The following is a 17,228-nucleotide window of genomic DNA, read 5'->3' as shown; positions in this document are numbered from 1 at the left end:
ACCTCCTTCGTCTTTCCGGCCGAAATAGAATCGAGCTTCGCCGAAAAGCGCAACCGACATGTGTGAATGCGATAGGTCACTATGCGGGGAGAAGTGCCCGGCAGGGCGATGAGGGGCAGCGCCGACTCCGACAATTGGTCGTCTCCAGCACGGTAGAAGCCTCAACGACTACACTGTGCTCCTGCCTGCCTCAACAGGTCAGCCGAACTTCGGGTCGAGACTGCCCGACTTGTAGCGCTTGGCCATTTCCGAGACCGGCAGCGGCTTGATCCTGGGAGCGTTGCCGGCGGTGCCGAACTGCTCGAAGCGCTCCTTGCACAGCTTCCTCATGGCGGCCATTGCCGGCGTCAAATATTTGCGCGGATCGAACTCGCTCGGGTTCTCGGTCAGCACCTTGCGGATCGCGCCGGTCAGCGCCATGCGGTTGTCGGTGTCGATGTTGATCTTGCGCACGCCGTGCTTGATGCCGCGCTGGATCTCCTCGACCGGCACGCCCCATGTCGGCTTCATCTGGCCGCCATATTTGTTGATGATCTCCTGCAGCTCTTCCGGCACCGAGGACGAGCCGTGCATGACCAGGTGCATGTTCGGCAGGCGGCGGTGGATCTCCTCGATCACGTTCATGGCGAGCACCGCGCCGTCCGGCTTGCGCGAGAACTTGTAGGCGCCGTGGCTGGTGCCCATTGCGACGGCCAGCGCATCGACATGCGTGTCCTTGACGAACTGCACCGCCTGCTCCGGATCGGTCAGCAGTTGGTCGTGGCTGACGGTGCCCTCGACGCCGTGGCCGTCTTCCTGTTCGCCGCCCCCCATCTCCAGGGATCCGAGAACGCCGATCTCGCCTTCCACCGACACGCCGCCCCAATGCGCCATGTCGACGACGCGCCGCGTGATGCCGGAATTATAGTCGTAATCGGCCGGCGACTTGCCGTCCTCCTTCAGCGATCCGTCCATCATCACCGAGGTGAAGCCGTACTGAATCGCGGTCACGCAGGTGGCTTCGTTGTTGCCATGGTCGAGATGCATGCAGACCGGGATATCGGGATGGATCTCGACCAGCGCGTCGATCAGCTTGGCCAGCACGACGTCGTTGGCATAGGCGCGGGCGCCGCGGCTCGCCTGCAGGATGACAGGCGATTTGGTCTCCTCGGCCGCCTCCATGATGGCAAGGCCCTGTTCCATATTGTTCATGTTGAAGGCAGGCACGCCATAGCCGTGTTCGGCGGCATGGTCGAGCAATTGTCTCAATGTGATGCGAGCCACCCAATGGTCTCCCGTATTTGGTTTCAAGCCTATGGTTTGCGAGCTGTCCGGTCGTCATTCAGCCCATTGATGCTTCTGGCCGGATTTCCGGAGAACCGCAACCTCTGGCCATGCCGGCGAGAGCAATTCTTGTTACAAGGCAGCGATCAGAAGCAAGGAATATCCCAAGGAAACATAACACCATCACAAAAAATTTGGCATGCATGCGATTTTATCTGTTATAATAGCGTCTATCAGCCGTTTCTGCCACCGCGGACGCGGCGACGCGAATTAAAGGAAACAGGCTGGACGATGAAGAGCGACGGTCGGCGGCAAGGCATCATGGATTTTCTGATGGACACCGGCACGGCCAGTGTCGATGACCTTGCCTCGCGCTTCGGCGTGTCGAAGATGACCGTCCATCGCGACCTCGACGAGCTCGAGGAAAGCGGCTTCCTGCGCAAGATACGCGGCGGCGCCTCGATTCAGCCGAGCGGCCTGTTCGAAAGTGATTTCCGCTACCGTCAGAAGCAGGCCGCCGAGGAGAAGCAGCGCCTGGCGGTTGCCGCCGTGGCTGTCATCGAACCGGGCCAGACGGTGATCATCGACGACGGCTCGACGGCGGGCGGCATTGCGCGCCACCTTGCGGATCTGCGCCCGCTGACCGTGATCTCCAACAATCTGGCCGTGATACAGGATCTGGCCGGCGTTGCCGGTATCACCCTGATCGCGCTCGGCGGCCAGTACAGCAAGAAATTCCACGGTTTCTTCGGCCTGCTTGCCGAGGACACGCTGAGATCGTTGCGCGCCGATGTCGCCTTCCTGTCGTCGTCGGCCATCCACGGCGTTTCCGCCTTCCACCAGGACCAGGAAGTGGTCCATACCAAGCGGTTGATGATGGCCGCGGCCGCCCGCAAATATCTGCTGGTCGATCACGGCAAGTTCGGCCGCACCGCCCTGCATTTCCTGACCGATCTCAAGGCGTTCGACGCCGTCTTCACCGGTCGAGAACTGGGACCGCAGATGCGCGAGGCGCTGGATGGCGCCGGCGTTTCGCTGACACTGGTCGAGAAGGACTAGACCATGATCCCGACAAGTGGGAACCGGTTTTCGGAAAGGATCATGGTCAAAGAAGAAGATAGAACCATGATCCCGAAAAGTGGGAACCGGTTTTCGGAAAAGATCATGGTCAAAGAAGATAGAGCCCCATCCCGCCTCGCGGGATGGAACAGGCTCTAGAAGGAGGACGCGTGGCTTACTGGGTCGGCACAAGCTGGAAAATGAACAAGACGCTTGCAGAAGCGACTGACTTTGCCAGGGCGCTGGCGGGGTTCGTCCCCGGTTTCGACGACCGTATCCAGCCCTTCGTCGTCCCGCCCTTCACGGCGGTCCGCGAGGTCAAGAAAGCGCTGGCATCGACGCGGGTCAAGGTCGGTGCCCAGAACATGCACTGGGCCGACGCCGGCGCCTGGACCGGCGAGATCTCGCCGGTGATGCTGACGGACTGCGGGCTCGATCTCGTCGAGCTCGGCCATAGCGAACGGCGCGAGCATTTCGGCGAGACCGACAATACGGTTGGTCTCAAGACCGCAGCGGCGGTGAAGCACGGGCTTGTGCCGCTCATTTGCGTCGGCGAGACATTGGCGCAACGCAACAGCGGCCAGGCCGATGCGGTGCTGGCCTTGCAGGTGCACGGCGCGCTGCAATACCTCGAAGGCCAGGCCAAGGCGGCGACGATCCTGTTTGCTTACGAACCGGTCTGGGCGATCGGCGACAAGGGCATTCCGGCAAGTGCCGACTACGCCGACAGGCAGCAGGCGCTGATCAAGAAGATCGCCGGCGATCTTCTGCCGGCCATGCCGCCGGTGCTTTATGGCGGCAGCGTCAATCAGCAAAATGCCGCCGAGCTGATCGGCCAGCCTCATATCGACGGGCTGTTCATCGGCCGCTCCGCCTGGCAGGCGGAAGGCTATATCGACATCCTCGAACGCGCCTCGGCGGCGATCTAGAGCATGATCCCGAAAAGTGGAATCCGGTTTTTCGGAAAAGATCATGCTCAAACAAAAAGATAGCATGATCCCGAAAAGTGGAATCCGGTTTTCGGAAAAGATCATGCCCAACAAAAGTTACAGCCCCATCCCGATGCCATCGGGATGGAACAGGCTCCAGAGCAATCGAACAGGAAAGGACAGAAAAAATGAAAATAGCCATTGGGGCCGACAGCGCCGGCAAGCCGCTGCTCGACGTCATTGCCGCTCACCTGGCCACCAAGCCCGGCCTCTCCGTCAGCGACGTCAGCCAGGCCGGCTACTATGCCGACCTGTCGCAGAAGCTCGCCCAGACCATCCTCGACGGCGAAAACGATCGCGGCATCTTGTTTTGCGGCACCGGCATCGGCGTTTCCATCTCGGCCAACAAGGTGCCCGGCATTCGCGCCGCACTCACCCATGACACCTATTCGGCGGAGCGCGCGGCGAAATCCAACAATGCCCAGATCATCACCATGGGCGCCCGCGTTATCGGCCCGGAACTGGCCAAGTCGATCGTCGATGCCTGGCTCGCATCGGAGTTCGACGAAAACGGGCCATCGGCCGGCAATGTCCAGGCGATCGACAGGCTCGACGCGGCGAAGCTGGGCTAATGCATGTCGCCCAAAAGCATGCCCTCGGGCGTGAACCGAGGGTGCGCAGCGGTTTTGGGATAACGACATGTATAAAACAGGAGCTTAAGCGCGTCGCATTGATGCGATGCGCTTAAGCCAGGCTTTTTCGCATCGCGCCGATAACGGTGACCGCCGACGCCGCGCCGGGGTCGATGTGTCCGAGCGACCGCTCGCCGAGCCGCGACGAGCGGCCCTTCGCGGCGATCATATCCTTGGTCGCCTCGGCGCCCCGTTCGGCTGCTTCGAGGGCGGCTGCCAGGCTTTCGGACAGGGTCTTGCCGTCGGCATGGGCCGCGGCCGCGGCTTGCGCCGCCGGCAGCCAGGCGTCGACCATCGTCTTCTCGCCGATCTCCGCCTTGCCGCGATCCTGGATGCCTTGCGCCATCGCCTGGAACAGGGCAACGACATCGGCGCCCGCCAAGGTCGCCTTGCCCTTGACGGCAGCCGCACCACGCATGAAGGCCGTCGCGTAGAGCGGGCCCGACGAGGCGCCGACGGCGTTGAGGAACGACTTCGCCGCGATGTTGAGGAGAACAGTCGGCTCGGTTGCCGTGAGCTCCAGCGGCGCCAGCGCATCGCGCACCGCCCCAAAGCCGAGCGCCATGGCGATGCCATGATCGGCGTCGCCGATGACCCCGTCGAGCTGACAGAGCCTGTCCTTGTCGGCTTCGATCGCCACCGCGATCGCATCGAACATTCTTTTCAGATCGGCTGCATCGATGGATGTCATGGATGCACCCTTTCAGCCGGCGCGGAACATAGCGCAGTCGCAAGGATGGTCGAGCATCGTCTGCAATTCGGCGTCGAGATGTATCAGCGTCACCGAGGCGCCAGCCATTTCGAGCGAGGTGCAATAATTGCCGACCCAGGTCGCGTGAACTGACACGCCGATGTCATCGAGCCGCTGTTTGACGCGCCGGTTCATGATGTAGAGCTCCATCAGCGGCGTCGAGCCGAGCGAATTGACGAGCACGGCGACCTTGTCGCCGCGTGACGGCGCCATCTCGTCGAGGATCTTGTCCAGCATCTCGTCGGTGATCTCGTCGGCGATTTTCAATTTTCCGCGGGCGATGCCCGGCTCGCCATGGATGCCCATGCCGATCTCCATCTCATCCGGTCCGATCTCAAAATTCGGCCGGCGGGTCTGCGGCAGCGAACAGGGCGACAGCGCCACGCCCATGGTGAAGGTGTGATCATTGGCCTTCCTGGCGATACGCTCGCATTCGTCGAATGACAGCATCCGCTCGCAGGCGGCACCAGCGGCCTTGAAGATGAAGAAATTGCCGGCGACACCACGGCGCTTTTGCCTCTGGTCGCGCGGCGCCGATGCCACGTCGTCGGTGGTCAGCACGGTGCGCACTTCGATGTCATCCATCGCCGCCATCTCTGCGGCCATGTCGAAGTTCATCACGTCGCCGGCATAGTTGCCATACATGAACAGCACGCCGGCGCCGCCGCTGGCCGCCTTGGCGCATTCAAGGATCGGGTCCGGCGGCGGCGAGGCAAAGACATTGCCGATCGCCGCCGCGTCGGCCAGCCCCTTGCCGACGAAACCGGGGAAGGTCGGCTCGTGGCCGGAGCCGCCGCCGATGACGAGGCCGACCTTGCCCTGGCGAGGTCCATCGCGGGCGATGATCGAGCGTGGGCTGCCCTCCATGCTTTTGAGATGGCGGGGATGCGCGGCCAGAATGCCTTCCAGCATCTCGTCGACAGTGCGGTTGCCGTCGTTGATGATCTTCTTGGTCTGCACCGGCAGCCTCCCGATTTCGGTAATTTCGCAGATAGTACAGCGTGTTACCGGAATTTCCACCCGGGGAGGGAGATTTCACGCGGCAATATGTTCCGGCGCGGCCAGTACCTGCACGCAGGGATTGGCAGCCGCTTTGTCCTTGAGCTTGAAATGCCCGAACAAGACTTGCCGCGTCAAATGGCGATCACCGGCAAGGCAGGCAGCAGCTTGTCCAGGGTGATGGGAAAGTCACGCACCCGCACGCCGGTCGCGTTGTAGATGGCGTTGGCAACAGCTGCCCCCGCACCGCAGACGCCGAGTTCGCCGATCCCCTTCGCGCCGAATGGATTGGCCTTGTCATCATGTTCCTCGAGGAAGACGACCTCCATCTCCGGGACGTCGCCGTTGATCGGGACGTGATACTCGGCAAGATCGTGATTGACGAAGTGGCCGTAGCGCCGGTCGAGCACCGTCTGTTCCATCAGCGCCGCACCGATTCCCCAGGTCATGCCGCCGATGATTTGCGAGCGCGCGGTCTTGGGGTTGAGGATACGGCCGGCGCCCATCACCGCCAGCATCCGGCGTATGCGGATCTCACCGGTGTCGCAATCGACGGCCACCTCGGCGAAATGCGCGCCATAGGAATGCTGCGAGTAAGCCTTGTATGACGGGGTGGCAGCGCCGGCGGCCACGGAACCCTCGGCCTCGAACCCGTCGGGAGCGATCCGTCGGACGAGGTCGGCCAGGCTTGCCGAACGCTGGCCGACCCTGACCTCGCCGTCGGCAAAGCTCGCTTCGGTGGCGCCAGCGCCGCGCAACGGCGAGGCTTCGCTCGACCGCGCCGCCTGCAATATCCGTTCCCTAAGGGCGTTGCAGGCGTCGTGCAGCGCCGACCCTGCACTTGCCGCGCCCCAGGACCCGCCGGAGCCGGCGGTACGCGGGAAGCGGCTGTCGCCAAGCTCCACTTTGACGGACGAGATCGGCACGCCGAGGCTGTCCGCGGCGATCTGGGTCAGGATCGTATAGGTGCCGGTCCCGATATCGGTCATGTCGAGCCGCGCCGTCACCCGACCGTCGCCGTCGATCGCAACCCGCGCCGTCGCCGCGCCGATGTAGTTCGGACGGATCGCCGCCGCCATGCCGTAGCCGATGAGCTTGCGGCCCTCTCGGGCGCGGCCCGGCGTCGGGTTTCTTCGCTGCCAACCGAAACGGCGGGCGCCTTCCTCCATGCAGGCGACGAGGTTGCGGGTGGAGAACGGCACGTCGCGCTCGGGATCCTGGGCCGGTTCATTGCGGATCCTGAGTTCGATCGGGTCCAGTCCGAGCCGCTCGGCGAGTTCATCCATGGCGCATTCGAAGGCCAGCATGCCGGGGGCTTCGCCGGGCGAGCGCATCCATTCGCCGCGGTTGATATCCAGCGGGACCAGGCGATGGCGGGTGACACGGTTCGGCGCCGCATAGAGCGAGCGGGCAAAAACTGCCGTTTGCTCGCAGTACTCCTCGAAGCTGGACGTTGCCGACCAGACGTCGTGCGCGATCCCGGTGAGCCGCCCGTCGGTGCCCGTGCTGAGACGTACCTGTTGGATCATCTCTGCGCGATGACCGGCATTGGCGAACATCTGTTGTCGCGTCAGCGCGATCTTGACGGGACGCTGCAGGACCTTTGCAGCAAGCGCGGCCAGGATCGTATCGGCATGGGCAATCAGCTTGGAGCCGAAGCCGCCGCCGATGAACGGGCTCATGATGCGCACACGCTCGGGCGGGATGCGAAGCGTGCTGGCGACCCCTGCCCGGAAATTCGCCAGGGTCTGCGCCGATGTATGGATCGTCAGCTCGTTGCCTGACCAGGCGGCGAGCGTCGCATGGGGCTCCATCGGATTGTGATGTTCGAAGGGCGTCCGGTAAGTGGCATCGACCTTGACCGGAGCCGCGGCAAAGGCGCTCTCGAAGTCGCCGATCACGCTGTCAGTCTCGAAGCCGGCATTGGTCCGCTTTGGTGCGTAGGCGTCGGCCACATGTCCCGACAGATCGTAGAGGCCCGGCTCCTCGTCGTAGCGCACTTTGATGAGGCCGGCGGCAGCACGTGCCGCCTCGAACGTCTCCGCAACGACCAGCGCGACGGGCTCGTCGTAATAGCGCACCCGCTCGCTGTTGAGCGCGGGCCGGGCGCGCGTGAAGACCTCCGGCACCGTCGGCGTGACCGCCGGGCCGAAATCCGGCTGGGCCGGCGCATTCCGGTGCGTCATGACGAGCAGCACTGCCGGCGCCCGTTCGGCTTCGGCCGTGTCGATCTCGGCAATGCGCCCCTTGGCGACGGCAGCGCCGAGAATATAGCCAAAGACTGTACCCTCAAGCGTATTCTCGTAGGCGTAGGTGGCATCGCCTCTCACCTTGAGCGGACCATCGATGCGATCGAATGGACGCCCGATGATGCCGCTGCGTGTTTCGCGAGGACGGTTTGAGGTCTTCATCTCTGTCATCATGTCACCTCATGCACTCTCGGCGCCAGCAGCGAGCGTGTGGCGCATCGTCCGTTTCGCCAGCGGGATCTTGAAATCATTGCCGCCATATCCGACGGCTCCGGCGAGCGCGGCTTCGGCCGCGTCGGTAAAGGCGCCGTCGGACGCCGCCGCTCCAGCGAGCATGCGCTCTGCCTCCGTCGCGCGCCAGGGCTTGGCGGCCACGCCGCCCATGGCGATCCGAGCGCTTTGGATACGATCGCCGCTTTTCTCGACGACTGCCGCCACCGATACCAGCGCGAAGGCGTAGGAGGCACGGTCGCGCACCTTGCGGTAAACCTGCCGGCCGGGCGGTGGCGGCGGCAGGGTGACCGCGGCGATCATCTCGCCGTGGTCGAGCACGGTCTCCACATGCGGCGTCGCCTCGGGCAATCGATGGAGATCGCCGATCGGGATCCTGCGGGTCCCGCCGCCGGGCGATATGGTCTCGATCCTGGCGTCGAGCCCGGCCATGGCGACCGCCATGTCGGAGGGATGGACCGCGATGCAGGCCTGGCTGGCGCCGAGCACGGCGTGCATGCGATTGAAGCCCTGCAGCGCCGCGCAGCCCGAACCCGGCTCGCGCTTGTTGCAAGGCATGCTGCGGTCGTAGAAATAGGGGCAGCGCGTGCGCTGCAGGAGATTGCCGCTGGTCGAGGCCTTGTTGCGTATCTGGCCGGATGCTCCCGCCAGCAGCGCTTGCGTGAGCATCGGATAGCGCGATCTCACCCGCGGATCGGCGGCAAGATCGCTGTTGCGGACCTGGGCGCCGACCCGAAGCCCGCCCGCCGCCGTCTCCTCGATCCGATCGAGCGGCAGCCGGCTAATGTCGACGAGATGCGCTGGGCGCTCGATCTCGAGCTTCATCAGGTCGAGCAGGTTGGTGCCGCCGCTGATGAACTTGGCGTCCGGCCGCTCCGCGACCGCGGCGGCTGCCTGCTCGGCACTTGCCGCACGTTCATAAGTGAAGGACTGCATTGCTCACGCCCCCTCTGCCGCGTCGCGGATTGCAGCGACGATGTTCGGATAAGCGGCACAACGACAGATGTTGCCGCTCATCCGCTCGCGGATCTCGGCATCGGTGAGAGCGACGAATGCCGCAGCCACGTCGGCGCTCGCATGGCTCGGCCAGCCCGCCTTGGCCTCGCCAAGCATAGCGACCGCCGAGCAGATCTGGCCCGGCGTGCAGTAGCCGCACTGGAAGCCGTCGCGGGCGACGAAGGCGGCCTGCACCGGAGGCAGCCGGTCGCCCTCGGCCAGACCCTCGACCGTGGTGATCTCGTCGCCTTCATGCATTGCGGCAAGCGTCAGGCAGGAATTGATCCGGCGCCCATCGACCAGCACTGTGCATGCGCCGCACTGGCCGTGGTCGCAGCCTTTCTTCGAGCCGGTGAGGCCGAGATGGTTGCGCAGCGCGTCGAGCAGCGTCGTCCGCGGGTCGAGTTCGACGGCAAAATCCTTCGCGTTGATCCGCAGCGATATCGGCATCGTTGGCGCCGGCGTCGGCGATGCGGCCGCCGCAACAGCGCCGGCCGGCTCCGCGTATACGGGTATACCTGTAGCCAGAAGCACGCCGGTCGCCACCCCGCCCTCCAGCACCGTTCGACGAGTCGGCCCGCTCCTTGTGTCTGTTTTGGCCATGCATGATCTCCCTGTCGCAGTTCTGTCACCCATCGACCTTGCAGGTGGGGAGGCGCGCGACGGCTTTCTTTCAAGAAACCGGCGGCAATATCAGGATTCCGGAGAATTCACCCGATAGGCCCGAGGCGTCATGCCCCTGAGACGCCGGAATGTCGTGGTGAAGTGGCTCTGGCTTGAAAAGCCGAGCCGAAAGGCAATGCTGCCGATCGACAAACCCGTTTCGCTCAGCAGTATCTCGGCTCGCCGCACGCGTTCCTCGATCAGATAGGCATACGGTGCAAGCCCGGTCGTCGCCTTGAATCGGCGCGCAAAACTGTCGACGGCCATATCAGCGACGGCAGCCAACTCGCTTAGCGAAACGTCGGCATTCATATGGGCATCGATGTAAGCCCGAACGCGCCCAAGCGCGCGACGGCTGAGACAGCCGTGACGTACAGGCGGGTGTTGCTCCCGGTTCAGGGTGGCCACGCGGAGGCTGACCAGGGCGACCAGATGCTCGATATAGGCGGTGTCCGGCTGGTGGCCGAGTGCCATCTCGTCGCGAAGCGAACTCAGCAGTGTGGCGATCACCACGTCTTTCCTGTTCACCAGGATCGGCAGCTCTCTCAGGCGTTCGCAGCCGGGAAGGCTGATATCGGGATCGATCCACAGGGCTGAGTAGGAGAGGTCTACATCGCGATAGAAGCCGTGCCGCTCGGCGCCTGCGGGGACGAAGGTGAGGGCTCCGGGACGGTCCATTCCGTCGTACAGCGATTTTGCCTCGTGCCGGATAGATGTATGGGAGGTTCCGCCTTCTTCGGTCAGCACGATCAGATGATGAGGGGCTGTCCAGCGCAGTTCCGCCTCGCGGCACGCCCACCGCCGGTTGTCGAAAACGATCGAGGAGCTGGCCCATGACGCGGTTTGCAGGGGCTCCGACTTCTCCTCCTGGCTCCGAACCCGTCCGTCACCAAGCAATGGTCTGAATGACATCGCGGCATCCCGCTGGTTCATTCGCGGAGCCGTGATCCAGCCCCGCTTGAGCGTTTACGCCGCCCCGCCGCTGCGCGTACGGCGCCTTATGTGGGGCAGCTATCGTGTGTTGGTAACCGCGCCGTGTTCAAGAAGTCGTGAGATCAGGCAAATCCAGCGCGCCTGCTGTCACCCGCCGAGCCCATCGCGGATGGCGCAGAAATAGCGATCGGTACCGACTTGCCCGCCCTTGAGCGCAATCTCCAGTCCGTCGACCGCCTTGACGCGCGAGTGGGCGACGCAAAGCGGCGAGCCCGGCGAGGCGGGCAGCGGCATCCTGACCGTCAGCGCGTCGACGCCCATCTGGCCGAGCGCATGGCTCGACGTATCGCCGCCGGCAATGACCACGCGCTGCAATTTTTGTTCGATCGTCAGCTCGCGAAGAAGTTCGCCGAGGCCGCGGCCAAGCTTGTGGCGGGCGCCTTCCTGCCGATCGATCTCGGCGCCCCGATCGGCTGCGGGGCCGAGGGCGGTGTAGAGGACGACGCTGCGACCGGCTTCGAGGCTGGCACGCCCGCTTGCTGCCGCGCGCGCAATCGCATCGCTGGAGGCCTCGGAAACCAGTTCGACAGGGTCCACCTCGACCCCGTCGAAACCGTCCGTCAAAGCATGCCGGATCTGTCGTTCCGTCGTCGGCGAGCAGCTGCCCGAGACCACTGCGATCCGGTCGGCCGTACCCGGCGGCGAAAAGCTGGGCTCGGCACGGACGGTCCGGTTGGCGGCCCATTCGGCCAGCAGCGCATATTCGATGCCCGAAGAGCCGACGACGAATATGCCGCCCGGCCGGCGAACGCGCCATATCTCCTTGCCGGCAAGCGCCTGACTTTCCAGGCTGTCGACATCCAACAGCACGATGCTGGTGCCATCGCCGAGCAAGCGATCGAACGCTTCCGATCGGGACGCTGACTGCAGCGTCGCCAAGTCGACCAGCCCCGAGGTGAGGTCCGTCTGGCGCGACAGATGGATCAGCAGGTCGGATTCATCCATTGGCGTGGTCGGGTGTCGGCTCATCACCGGGTGGCGGTCGATACGGAAATATTTGTCGCGGTAAGCAGCAAACAGATGGCCGAAGGCCGTGTAGCGCTTGAGCTGCGGCGCGCCGACCACCAGCGGCACGCTGTCCTGGCTAAAAACCGAGCGGCCGATCTCGATAGCCCGGCCGATGCTGCCGATCGCCGGGCTGGAATCGAAGGTCGAGCAGACCTTGTAGTGGCAGATCTCGGCGTTCAGGGTCTTCAGCCAGGCGAAGGCGCGGTTGAGGTGCATGTCCATCCACTGCGGCGTCTCGCTTCGGCTGGTGCCGGCCAGGCCGATGGCACGGCAATGCCCGAACTGCGAAAGCATGGCCTCGTCCGGCTGACGCATGAACAGCACGGTCGGCACGCCGCCGAGCTCGAGCGCCTCCATGACGTCGGTCGAGCCGGTGAGATCATCGCCATAATAGCTCAGAAGCAGGCTTTGCATGGCGTCAGGCCGCTTTGCCGTCGCCGAATTTCTCGATCGACCGCGCCAGTTCCGGGTGGCTCAGGGCGAAGTCCGCCAACGGTATGCCATCGACGGCCGCCTGCCAGGCTTGCAGCACGGCGCGTACGCCGGCGCCCGGTCCGTCAGGATGGCTGACGATGCCGCCGCCGCAGAGATAGAGAAGATCGACCGTTCGGCCGGTTCGCCGGTAGGTTTCGGGGGCTTGTCCACCCCATTGGCCGGAGCCGGCGACCGGCAGCGCGCAATCCTCCGGCGAAAAGATCGGCGTGGTCACCGCCTCGAAGGAACTGATGAAGGACCAGTCCGGCTCCCAGTATTTCGAGGCGATGCCGTTGATCTGGAACTGGTCGACGCCGAGCAGCCGCCAGAACTGCTGCCAGACCTTGAAGTCCATGCCCAGACCGGGGTGGCGGGTGAGGATATCCCAGCCGTTGCGGTGGGCATGGAGCACCAGGCTGGAGCGCTTTCTCAGGTAAGCCATGCCGCCGAAGCCGACGGAATTGATGTTGACCACGGCGCAATTGCCGCCGGCCTTCGCCACCAGATCATGGTTGCGCATCATCTCGTCCGGGTCGGCGTGCGAGATGCCAAAGGCATACATCACCTTTTTGCCGGTCTTCTGCTCATGGTCGAGGACGAGCGGCATGATCGCCTTCACCCGTTCCGACAGCGGCGAATAGGCCGGGCTCATCAACTTCTCGTCGTCCTTGATGAAATCGACGCCGGCGTCGATCAGCTCACCGACCATTTCGGCCGTCTCGTGCGGGCGCAGCCCAAGCGCCGGCTTGACGATCGTTCCGATGATCGGGCGATCCCTGACGCCGGTCTGCCGGCGGCTGCCGGCGACACCGAATTGCGGACCCGGATGCGCGCCCCGGTATTCCTCAGGCAGCTTCATGTCGACGATGCGGATGCCGGACAGGCCCTTGATCGAAAAGGCGCCGCCAATGGCGATGGTCATCAAGGCCGAAAGATCGGTGCCGATGGCATCAAGCGGAAATGCGATGTCGACATCCGCCCGCTTGAAGGGCCCGTCGCCGGCTTCGGGAAGGGACGGGCGATCGGCGTCCGGCAGAGGCCGTATCGCCAATACGCGCGCCGCCACCCGGGCCTTGAGCTCCTCGGTCTCGCCGGCCAGCGCGACGAAGGTTCCGGTCGACTGGTCGCTGGCGATCTTGGCCGCCAGCGCCTCTATGCTGCCTGGGGTTTCGATGCGATAGGTGAGGGTGATCATAGTCCGAAAAAAGTTCCCTGATCCTCGAAATCTGGTATAATGAGTACATAAGTATTGCAAGCGATATCCTGCTCGGCCGAGCATTCCGAGATTCGTGATGACGATGCTAAACAGAACCGGTCAAGGGAGTGATTCGCGACGATGAACCGTTCGGAGCCGATCGTCCGGCGCAAACTTTCCGACGAAGTGTTTTTGCGACTGAAGCGCTTGATCACCAGCGGCGAATTGCAGCCGGGCGACGACATGCCGTCGGAGCGCGAGCTGATGGAGCGCTTCGCGGTCGGCAGGCCGGCGATCCGCGAGGCGATGCAGGCGTTGAGCAATATGGGGCTTGTCGCGATCTCGCATGGCGAGCGGGCGAAAGTGCTGCAACTGACCGCCAAGTCGATCATCAAGCAGGTCGACGGCGCCGCCAAGATCATCCTGGCGTCATCGAAGGACACGCTGGAGCACCTCAAGAATGCGCGCATCTTCTTCGAGCGCGGCATGGTCCGGGAAGCCGCCGAAAAGGCCACCGCCGAGGACGTGCAGCGGTTGCGGGCAACAATTGCCGAACAGCGCAGCTTTCGCGGCGATTCCGAAGCCTTCATATCCGCCGACATGAAGTTTCATACCCAGATCGCGGCGATATCCGGCAACCCGATCTATGTCGCGGTCAGCGAAGCAATGCTTGGCTGGTTGAAGGAATATCACACCGAAATGCTGATCTGGACCGGCAAGGAAAATTTCACGCTGCTCGAGCACGAAGAAATCATCAGGCGCATCGAGCAGAAGGACGCGGACGGCGCCGAGAAGGCGATGATCAAGCACCTCGAGCGCTCGCGTGCGCTCTACGTGATGAATTCCGGCAGCTGAATCACCCGATCCGGGTGATCGCGTAAGGTGTCATCACCAGGTGGCGTCGCTCGAACCCGGAAATATCAACCGTCACTTCGCTCGCCGTCAGGTTCGCCAGCCACATGATGGTCTGGCCCGCGGCAGAACGGCCGGCCAGCGTAAGCAGCCGCGTCTCATCGCTCGTCCTCGCCGCCACCTGCCTGAAGCCGGCCAGTTCGCAAAGCCCCTGCACGGCCTGGAAGATCGGCCGGGGTTCACCTTCGCCGACAGGTTCCCCGGATACCGCCAGTACGCCGAACGGTCCGCTGAAGCTGGACAGCGTGAGCATCTCCAGCCCGGCCGGCGCGACCCGCGCGCCATAGCCGATCGTCCATGCTGCCGCGAACAGCCCGGCATGGCGGGGATCCCGGTCGGCCATGGCGATGCGCTGATTGTGCGGGTTGGGCTTGGTCGCGCCGCCATAGGGGTTCTGCCGCATGGCGATGGTCGACGGGCCGATCCGGTAGGGTTTTGCCCCGAAGATCGCCCGCGCCGATCGGGTGATGAACGGCAGTGCCTCCAGCGATTGCATGACGCTGAGATCGTCGGCGGCGTGCACGATCGGGCAGGTGCAGTGGCTGACGAAATCGAGCAGATCGGCGGGAACGCGCTTGCGGTTGAGTTCGGTGAAATAGCTGAACATGCCGCCGCCGAGGCGGATGTCGGGAAAGGCGCGGCGCGCCGCCGCATAGACATCTTCAAGCGGCGGACATTCAGGCCATGCGCTGCCCGGCGGCGTCGACTGCCGGTCGACCGAAGGCGAGACGGCAATAGCCGAGAGTTTCAGCCCGGCCTGACGCACCATGCCGGCGACGCCTGAGAGCTCGGCATCGAGATCGCCAACGCAGGAAACGACGCATTCGAGCGTCGTCTCGACCGGGAAGGCTGCGGCGAGCCGGGCAAAGGACCGCAAGGCGTCGAGGCCATGGCCCCGCGTTGGATCGTAATGGAACATCAGCTGCTGCGGGCCGAGCGCGGACAGTGTCGGCAGGTTTGCCAGCGCCGTCTCGACCTCGTCCGGATAGATGATCACGCCGATATCCGGCAGCAGCGGTCCGGTTTCGCCGAGTTCGACTCGGACCGGCTCGGCGGTTGCTGCGGCAGCCGGCACCCTGCCGTCGCCGGTCACACGCAGCCTGATCGTCTGGCGCACAGTCTGGCCGGCGGGCAACATGTAGGGCCAAGGCAGCGCCAGCGGCCGGACATAGGTCTTGTAGGACGCGTCCGACCAATTGCGCTGGTCCTCCATCTCGAACGCATCGCCTTCCATCCGGCATTCCGCGGTGACGCCGGGCCGGACCTCATGCGTGATCGCCCGCAGATCCTTGAAAGGCTGCCAGGGGTCGATCAGCTCAGGAAGTTTCGTTGCGACGACGCTGCCGTCGGTGTGCTCGACAGTGACCGGGCTGCCGGCCAGGCCGGCGATCGGATGCAGGATGCAGAAGCCGCAGCGATTGGTCTCGAAAGCGTTTTCGGGAAGCGCGCTCACGTCGAAAACCAGCTGGCCGTCGGCGGAACCTTTGATCGTCGCGCGAAAGTCGAGCCGGCTTCCTCCCGGCCCGACACAGCTTGCCGAATAGCTGACAGTGAAAGTGTCGGCGCCCTGGTCGATGACCAAATCCGTCAGCGCCGGCTCGTAGGTGCCCCAGTCGCGATCCCTGACGATGTAGGCGATGGCGCGCAGCACCTCGATGCCGCCATGGCGGATGGTGCGCAGATTGCCGTTGACGAAGTCGGCGCTGAGCGCGCCGGCGCGCAAGCTGACTGGCTCGGCCTCGACCGCGTGTGTGCCATAGAGGAGGAAGGCATCCGCGGTCATCTCAGCAAAGCGTCGAGCTGCACCGGTTCACCGCTTGCAGCACCGGCATAGGCGGCCTCGACCAGCGCCAAGGTCCTAAGATTGTCGGCGCCCGAGGTTGCCGGCTCGGTCCCTTTCGCCAGGCAGTCGACCCAGTGCTTTTGGATGGCGACGACGCTTTCCTGGATGTTGTGCCATGGCCGCGATGCCCAGGGCAGCAGCGGCGGCGAGACGTCGCTGACCGCCGTTCCGTTCCTGCCGGTGACGGTGAGCCGGTAATTCTGCTCGAGCCGGATCGTGCCGTCGCTGCCGTCGATCTCGACCAGCGTCTGCGGAAACGGCTCGATGGCGAGCTTGGTCGCATAGCTGCAGTCGACCACGGACGTTGCACCGCTCTTGTGGTCCATCAGCATGGTAGCGACGTCCTCGCCGGCAATGTTGGGGTTGATGCGAGCGGTTCGGGTCGTGATCGTCGAAACGTCGCCCAGCAGGAAGCGGGCTATGTCGAGACTGTGGATGCCGAGGTCTTCGATGATGAAGCGCTTTCCCGTCGCCAGATAGGGCTGCCCGGAAAACACATCATAGGCCGAGCGGAACGAGATCCGGCCGAAGAAGGGCGTGCCGATGTCGCCGCTGTCGAGAACGGCGCGCACCGCCTGGATCGGCGACTGCCAGCGAAAATTCTCATGCACCATCAACGCCACGCCGGCATCGCTGCATGCCTTCACCATGGCCTTGGCGTCGGCAAGCGTCGGCGCAAACGGTTTTTGGCAGATCGCCGGAACGCGGTTTTGTGCCGCCATCTCGACAAGCGAACGATGGCTCGGCGAGGTGGTGGCGATATCGACGAAATCCAGGCTTTCGCCGGCAAACAGTGCCGCCGCGTCTGTGTAGCGTCGCTCAATGCCGAACTGGTCGCCGACCACCTTGAGCCGTTCCGGGTCGCGGTCGCAGATGGCGACGATCGAGGCGCTGTCGATGTCGCGCCAGGCATGCATCTGGTTGACGGCAAAGAATCCGCAGCCGATCAGCGCTCCTCGCAGTTCCGCCAC

The 17,228-nt window shown here is 64.1% G+C and carries 15 protein-coding genes; 4 read left to right on the top strand and 11 right to left on the bottom strand.

Annotated elements, in window-relative coordinates:
* Positions 1 to 198 precede the first annotated feature (198 nt).
* Positions 199 to 1,263 carry a class II fructose-bisphosphate aldolase gene (gene fba / locus AC0L17_RS03900; protein WP_292161399.1) on the bottom strand — a complete coding sequence of 355 codons (1,065 nt, stop codon included), beginning with the start codon at positions 1,261 to 1,263 and terminating at the stop codon, positions 199 to 201.
* Positions 1,264 to 1,554: 291 nt separating this feature from the next.
* On the opposite strand from fba, the gene AC0L17_RS03895 reads away from it, so the two are divergent.
* The 3 genes from AC0L17_RS03895 (at position 1,555) to derI (ending at position 3,883) form a co-directional block, all read left to right on the top strand.
* Positions 1,555 to 2,322 carry a DeoR/GlpR family DNA-binding transcription regulator gene (locus AC0L17_RS03895; protein ID WP_023800192.1) on the top strand — a complete coding sequence of 256 codons (768 nt, stop codon included), beginning with the start codon at positions 1,555 to 1,557 and terminating at the stop codon, positions 2,320 to 2,322.
* Positions 2,323 to 2,465: 143 nt separating this feature from the next.
* Positions 2,466 to 3,251 (top strand): triose-phosphate isomerase, encoded by a 786-nt coding sequence (locus AC0L17_RS03890; RefSeq protein ID WP_473514822.1) that lies wholly within the window; start codon positions 2,466 to 2,468, stop codon positions 3,249 to 3,251.
* A gap of 188 nt (positions 3,252 to 3,439) precedes the next feature.
* A complete protein-coding gene (derI, locus tag AC0L17_RS03885) occupies positions 3,440 to 3,883 on the top strand; it encodes a D-erythrulose-4-phosphate isomerase (protein ID WP_027152577.1) in 444 nt (147 codons plus the stop codon).
* Between the two features lie 112 nt (positions 3,884 to 3,995).
* On the opposite strand, the gene dhaL is transcribed toward derI, so the two are convergent.
* From dhaL to oiaX, 8 genes are all read right to left on the bottom strand, one after another.
* Complete coding sequence (dhaL, locus tag AC0L17_RS03880; protein ID WP_473514821.1) at positions 3,996 to 4,634, bottom strand: dihydroxyacetone kinase subunit DhaL; 639 nt, start codon at positions 4,632 to 4,634, stop codon at positions 3,996 to 3,998.
* 12 nt (positions 4,635 to 4,646) lie between these two features.
* Positions 4,647 to 5,654, bottom strand: coding sequence for a dihydroxyacetone kinase subunit DhaK (locus AC0L17_RS03875; protein WP_473514820.1), 1,008 nt, complete (start codon positions 5,652 to 5,654; stop codon positions 4,647 to 4,649).
* Between the two features lie 173 nt (positions 5,655 to 5,827).
* The gene (locus AC0L17_RS03870; protein ID WP_473514832.1) at positions 5,828 to 8,113 is read right to left on the bottom strand and encodes a xanthine dehydrogenase family protein molybdopterin-binding subunit; all 2,286 of its coding nucleotides are present in this window, start codon (positions 8,111 to 8,113) and stop codon (positions 5,828 to 5,830) included.
* A gap of 9 nt (positions 8,114 to 8,122) precedes the next feature.
* Positions 8,123 to 9,109, bottom strand: a complete 987-nt coding sequence (locus AC0L17_RS03865) for an FAD binding domain-containing protein (RefSeq protein ID WP_473514819.1) — start codon at positions 9,107 to 9,109, stop codon at positions 8,123 to 8,125.
* Between the two features lie 3 nt (positions 9,110 to 9,112).
* On the bottom strand, positions 9,113 to 9,772 hold the full coding sequence (locus AC0L17_RS03860) for a 2Fe-2S iron-sulfur cluster-binding protein (RefSeq protein ID WP_473514818.1): 660 nt from the start codon (positions 9,770 to 9,772) through the stop codon (positions 9,113 to 9,115).
* Positions 9,773 to 9,862: 90 nt separating this feature from the next.
* Positions 9,863 to 10,744: a helix-turn-helix domain-containing protein gene (locus AC0L17_RS03855; protein WP_473514817.1), complete on the bottom strand. Its 882-nt coding sequence runs from the start codon at positions 10,742 to 10,744 to the stop codon at positions 9,863 to 9,865.
* A 168-nt stretch (positions 10,745 to 10,912) separates the two neighbouring features.
* Positions 10,913 to 12,247 carry a four-carbon acid sugar kinase family protein gene (locus AC0L17_RS03850; protein WP_473514816.1) on the bottom strand — a complete coding sequence of 445 codons (1,335 nt, stop codon included), beginning with the start codon at positions 12,245 to 12,247 and terminating at the stop codon, positions 10,913 to 10,915.
* Between the two features lie 4 nt (positions 12,248 to 12,251).
* Positions 12,252 to 13,502 (bottom strand): 3-oxo-isoapionate-4-phosphate decarboxylase OiaX, encoded by a 1,251-nt coding sequence (oiaX, locus tag AC0L17_RS03845; RefSeq protein WP_473514815.1) that lies wholly within the window; start codon positions 13,500 to 13,502, stop codon positions 12,252 to 12,254.
* Positions 13,503 to 13,643: 141 nt separating this feature from the next.
* Between oiaX and AC0L17_RS03840 the strand changes: the two genes are divergently transcribed.
* Positions 13,644 to 14,357 (top strand): transcriptional regulator NanR, encoded by a 714-nt coding sequence (locus AC0L17_RS03840; RefSeq protein WP_473508889.1) that lies wholly within the window; start codon positions 13,644 to 13,646, stop codon positions 14,355 to 14,357.
* Position 14,358: 1 nt separating this feature from the next.
* Here AC0L17_RS03840 and apnL read toward each other — a convergent pair whose 3' ends face one another.
* Positions 14,359 to 16,197 carry a D-apionate lactonase gene (apnL, locus tag AC0L17_RS03835; RefSeq protein ID WP_473514814.1) on the bottom strand — a complete coding sequence of 613 codons (1,839 nt, stop codon included), beginning with the start codon at positions 16,195 to 16,197 and terminating at the stop codon, positions 14,359 to 14,361.
* A complete protein-coding gene (locus AC0L17_RS03830; RefSeq protein WP_473514813.1) occupies positions 16,194 to 17,228 on the bottom strand; it encodes a Gfo/Idh/MocA family protein in 1,035 nt (344 codons plus the stop codon). Before AC0L17_RS03830 ends, apnL begins: the two co-directional genes overlap by 4 nt.

This window comes from Mesorhizobium sp. WSM4829, from assembly GCF_055811475.1.
The sequence above is the reverse complement of the archived record's forward strand: the minus strand, read 5'-3'. Positions and strand labels throughout refer to the sequence as shown.

What these genes read in the sequence shown, in the direction of transcription:
- AC0L17_RS03895 (WP_023800192.1), top strand. Translation starts at nt 1,555, where the DNA reads ATGAAGAGCGACGGTCGGCGGCAAGGCATCATGGATTTTCTGATGGAC.
- AC0L17_RS03890 (WP_473514822.1), top strand. Translation starts at nt 2,466, where the DNA reads ATGGAACAGGCTCTAGAAGGAGGACGCGTGGCTTACTGGGTCGGCACA.
- derI (WP_027152577.1), top strand. Translation starts at nt 3,440, where the DNA reads ATGAAAATAGCCATTGGGGCCGACAGCGCCGGCAAGCCGCTGCTCGAC.
- dhaL (WP_473514821.1), bottom strand. Translation starts at nt 4,634, where the DNA reads ATGACATCCATCGATGCAGCCGATCTGAAAAGAATGTTCGATGCGATC.
- AC0L17_RS03870 (WP_473514832.1), bottom strand. Translation starts at nt 8,113, where the DNA reads ATGACAGAGATGAAGACCTCAAACCGTCCTCGCGAAACACGCAGCGGC.
- AC0L17_RS03865 (WP_473514819.1), bottom strand. Translation starts at nt 9,109, where the DNA reads ATGCAGTCCTTCACTTATGAACGTGCGGCAAGTGCCGAGCAGGCAGCC.
- AC0L17_RS03860 (WP_473514818.1), bottom strand. Translation starts at nt 9,772, where the DNA reads ATGGCCAAAACAGACACAAGGAGCGGGCCGACTCGTCGAACGGTGCTG.
- AC0L17_RS03855 (WP_473514817.1), bottom strand. Translation starts at nt 10,744, where the DNA reads ATGTCATTCAGACCATTGCTTGGTGACGGACGGGTTCGGAGCCAGGAG.
- AC0L17_RS03850 (WP_473514816.1), bottom strand. Translation starts at nt 12,247, where the DNA reads ATGCAAAGCCTGCTTCTGAGCTATTATGGCGATGATCTCACCGGCTCG.
- oiaX (WP_473514815.1), bottom strand. Translation starts at nt 13,502, where the DNA reads ATGATCACCCTCACCTATCGCATCGAAACCCCAGGCAGCATAGAGGCG.
- AC0L17_RS03840 (WP_473508889.1), top strand. Translation starts at nt 13,644, where the DNA reads ATGAACCGTTCGGAGCCGATCGTCCGGCGCAAACTTTCCGACGAAGTG.
- apnL (WP_473514814.1), bottom strand. Translation starts at nt 16,197, where the DNA reads ATGACCGCGGATGCCTTCCTCCTCTATGGCACACACGCGGTCGAGGCC.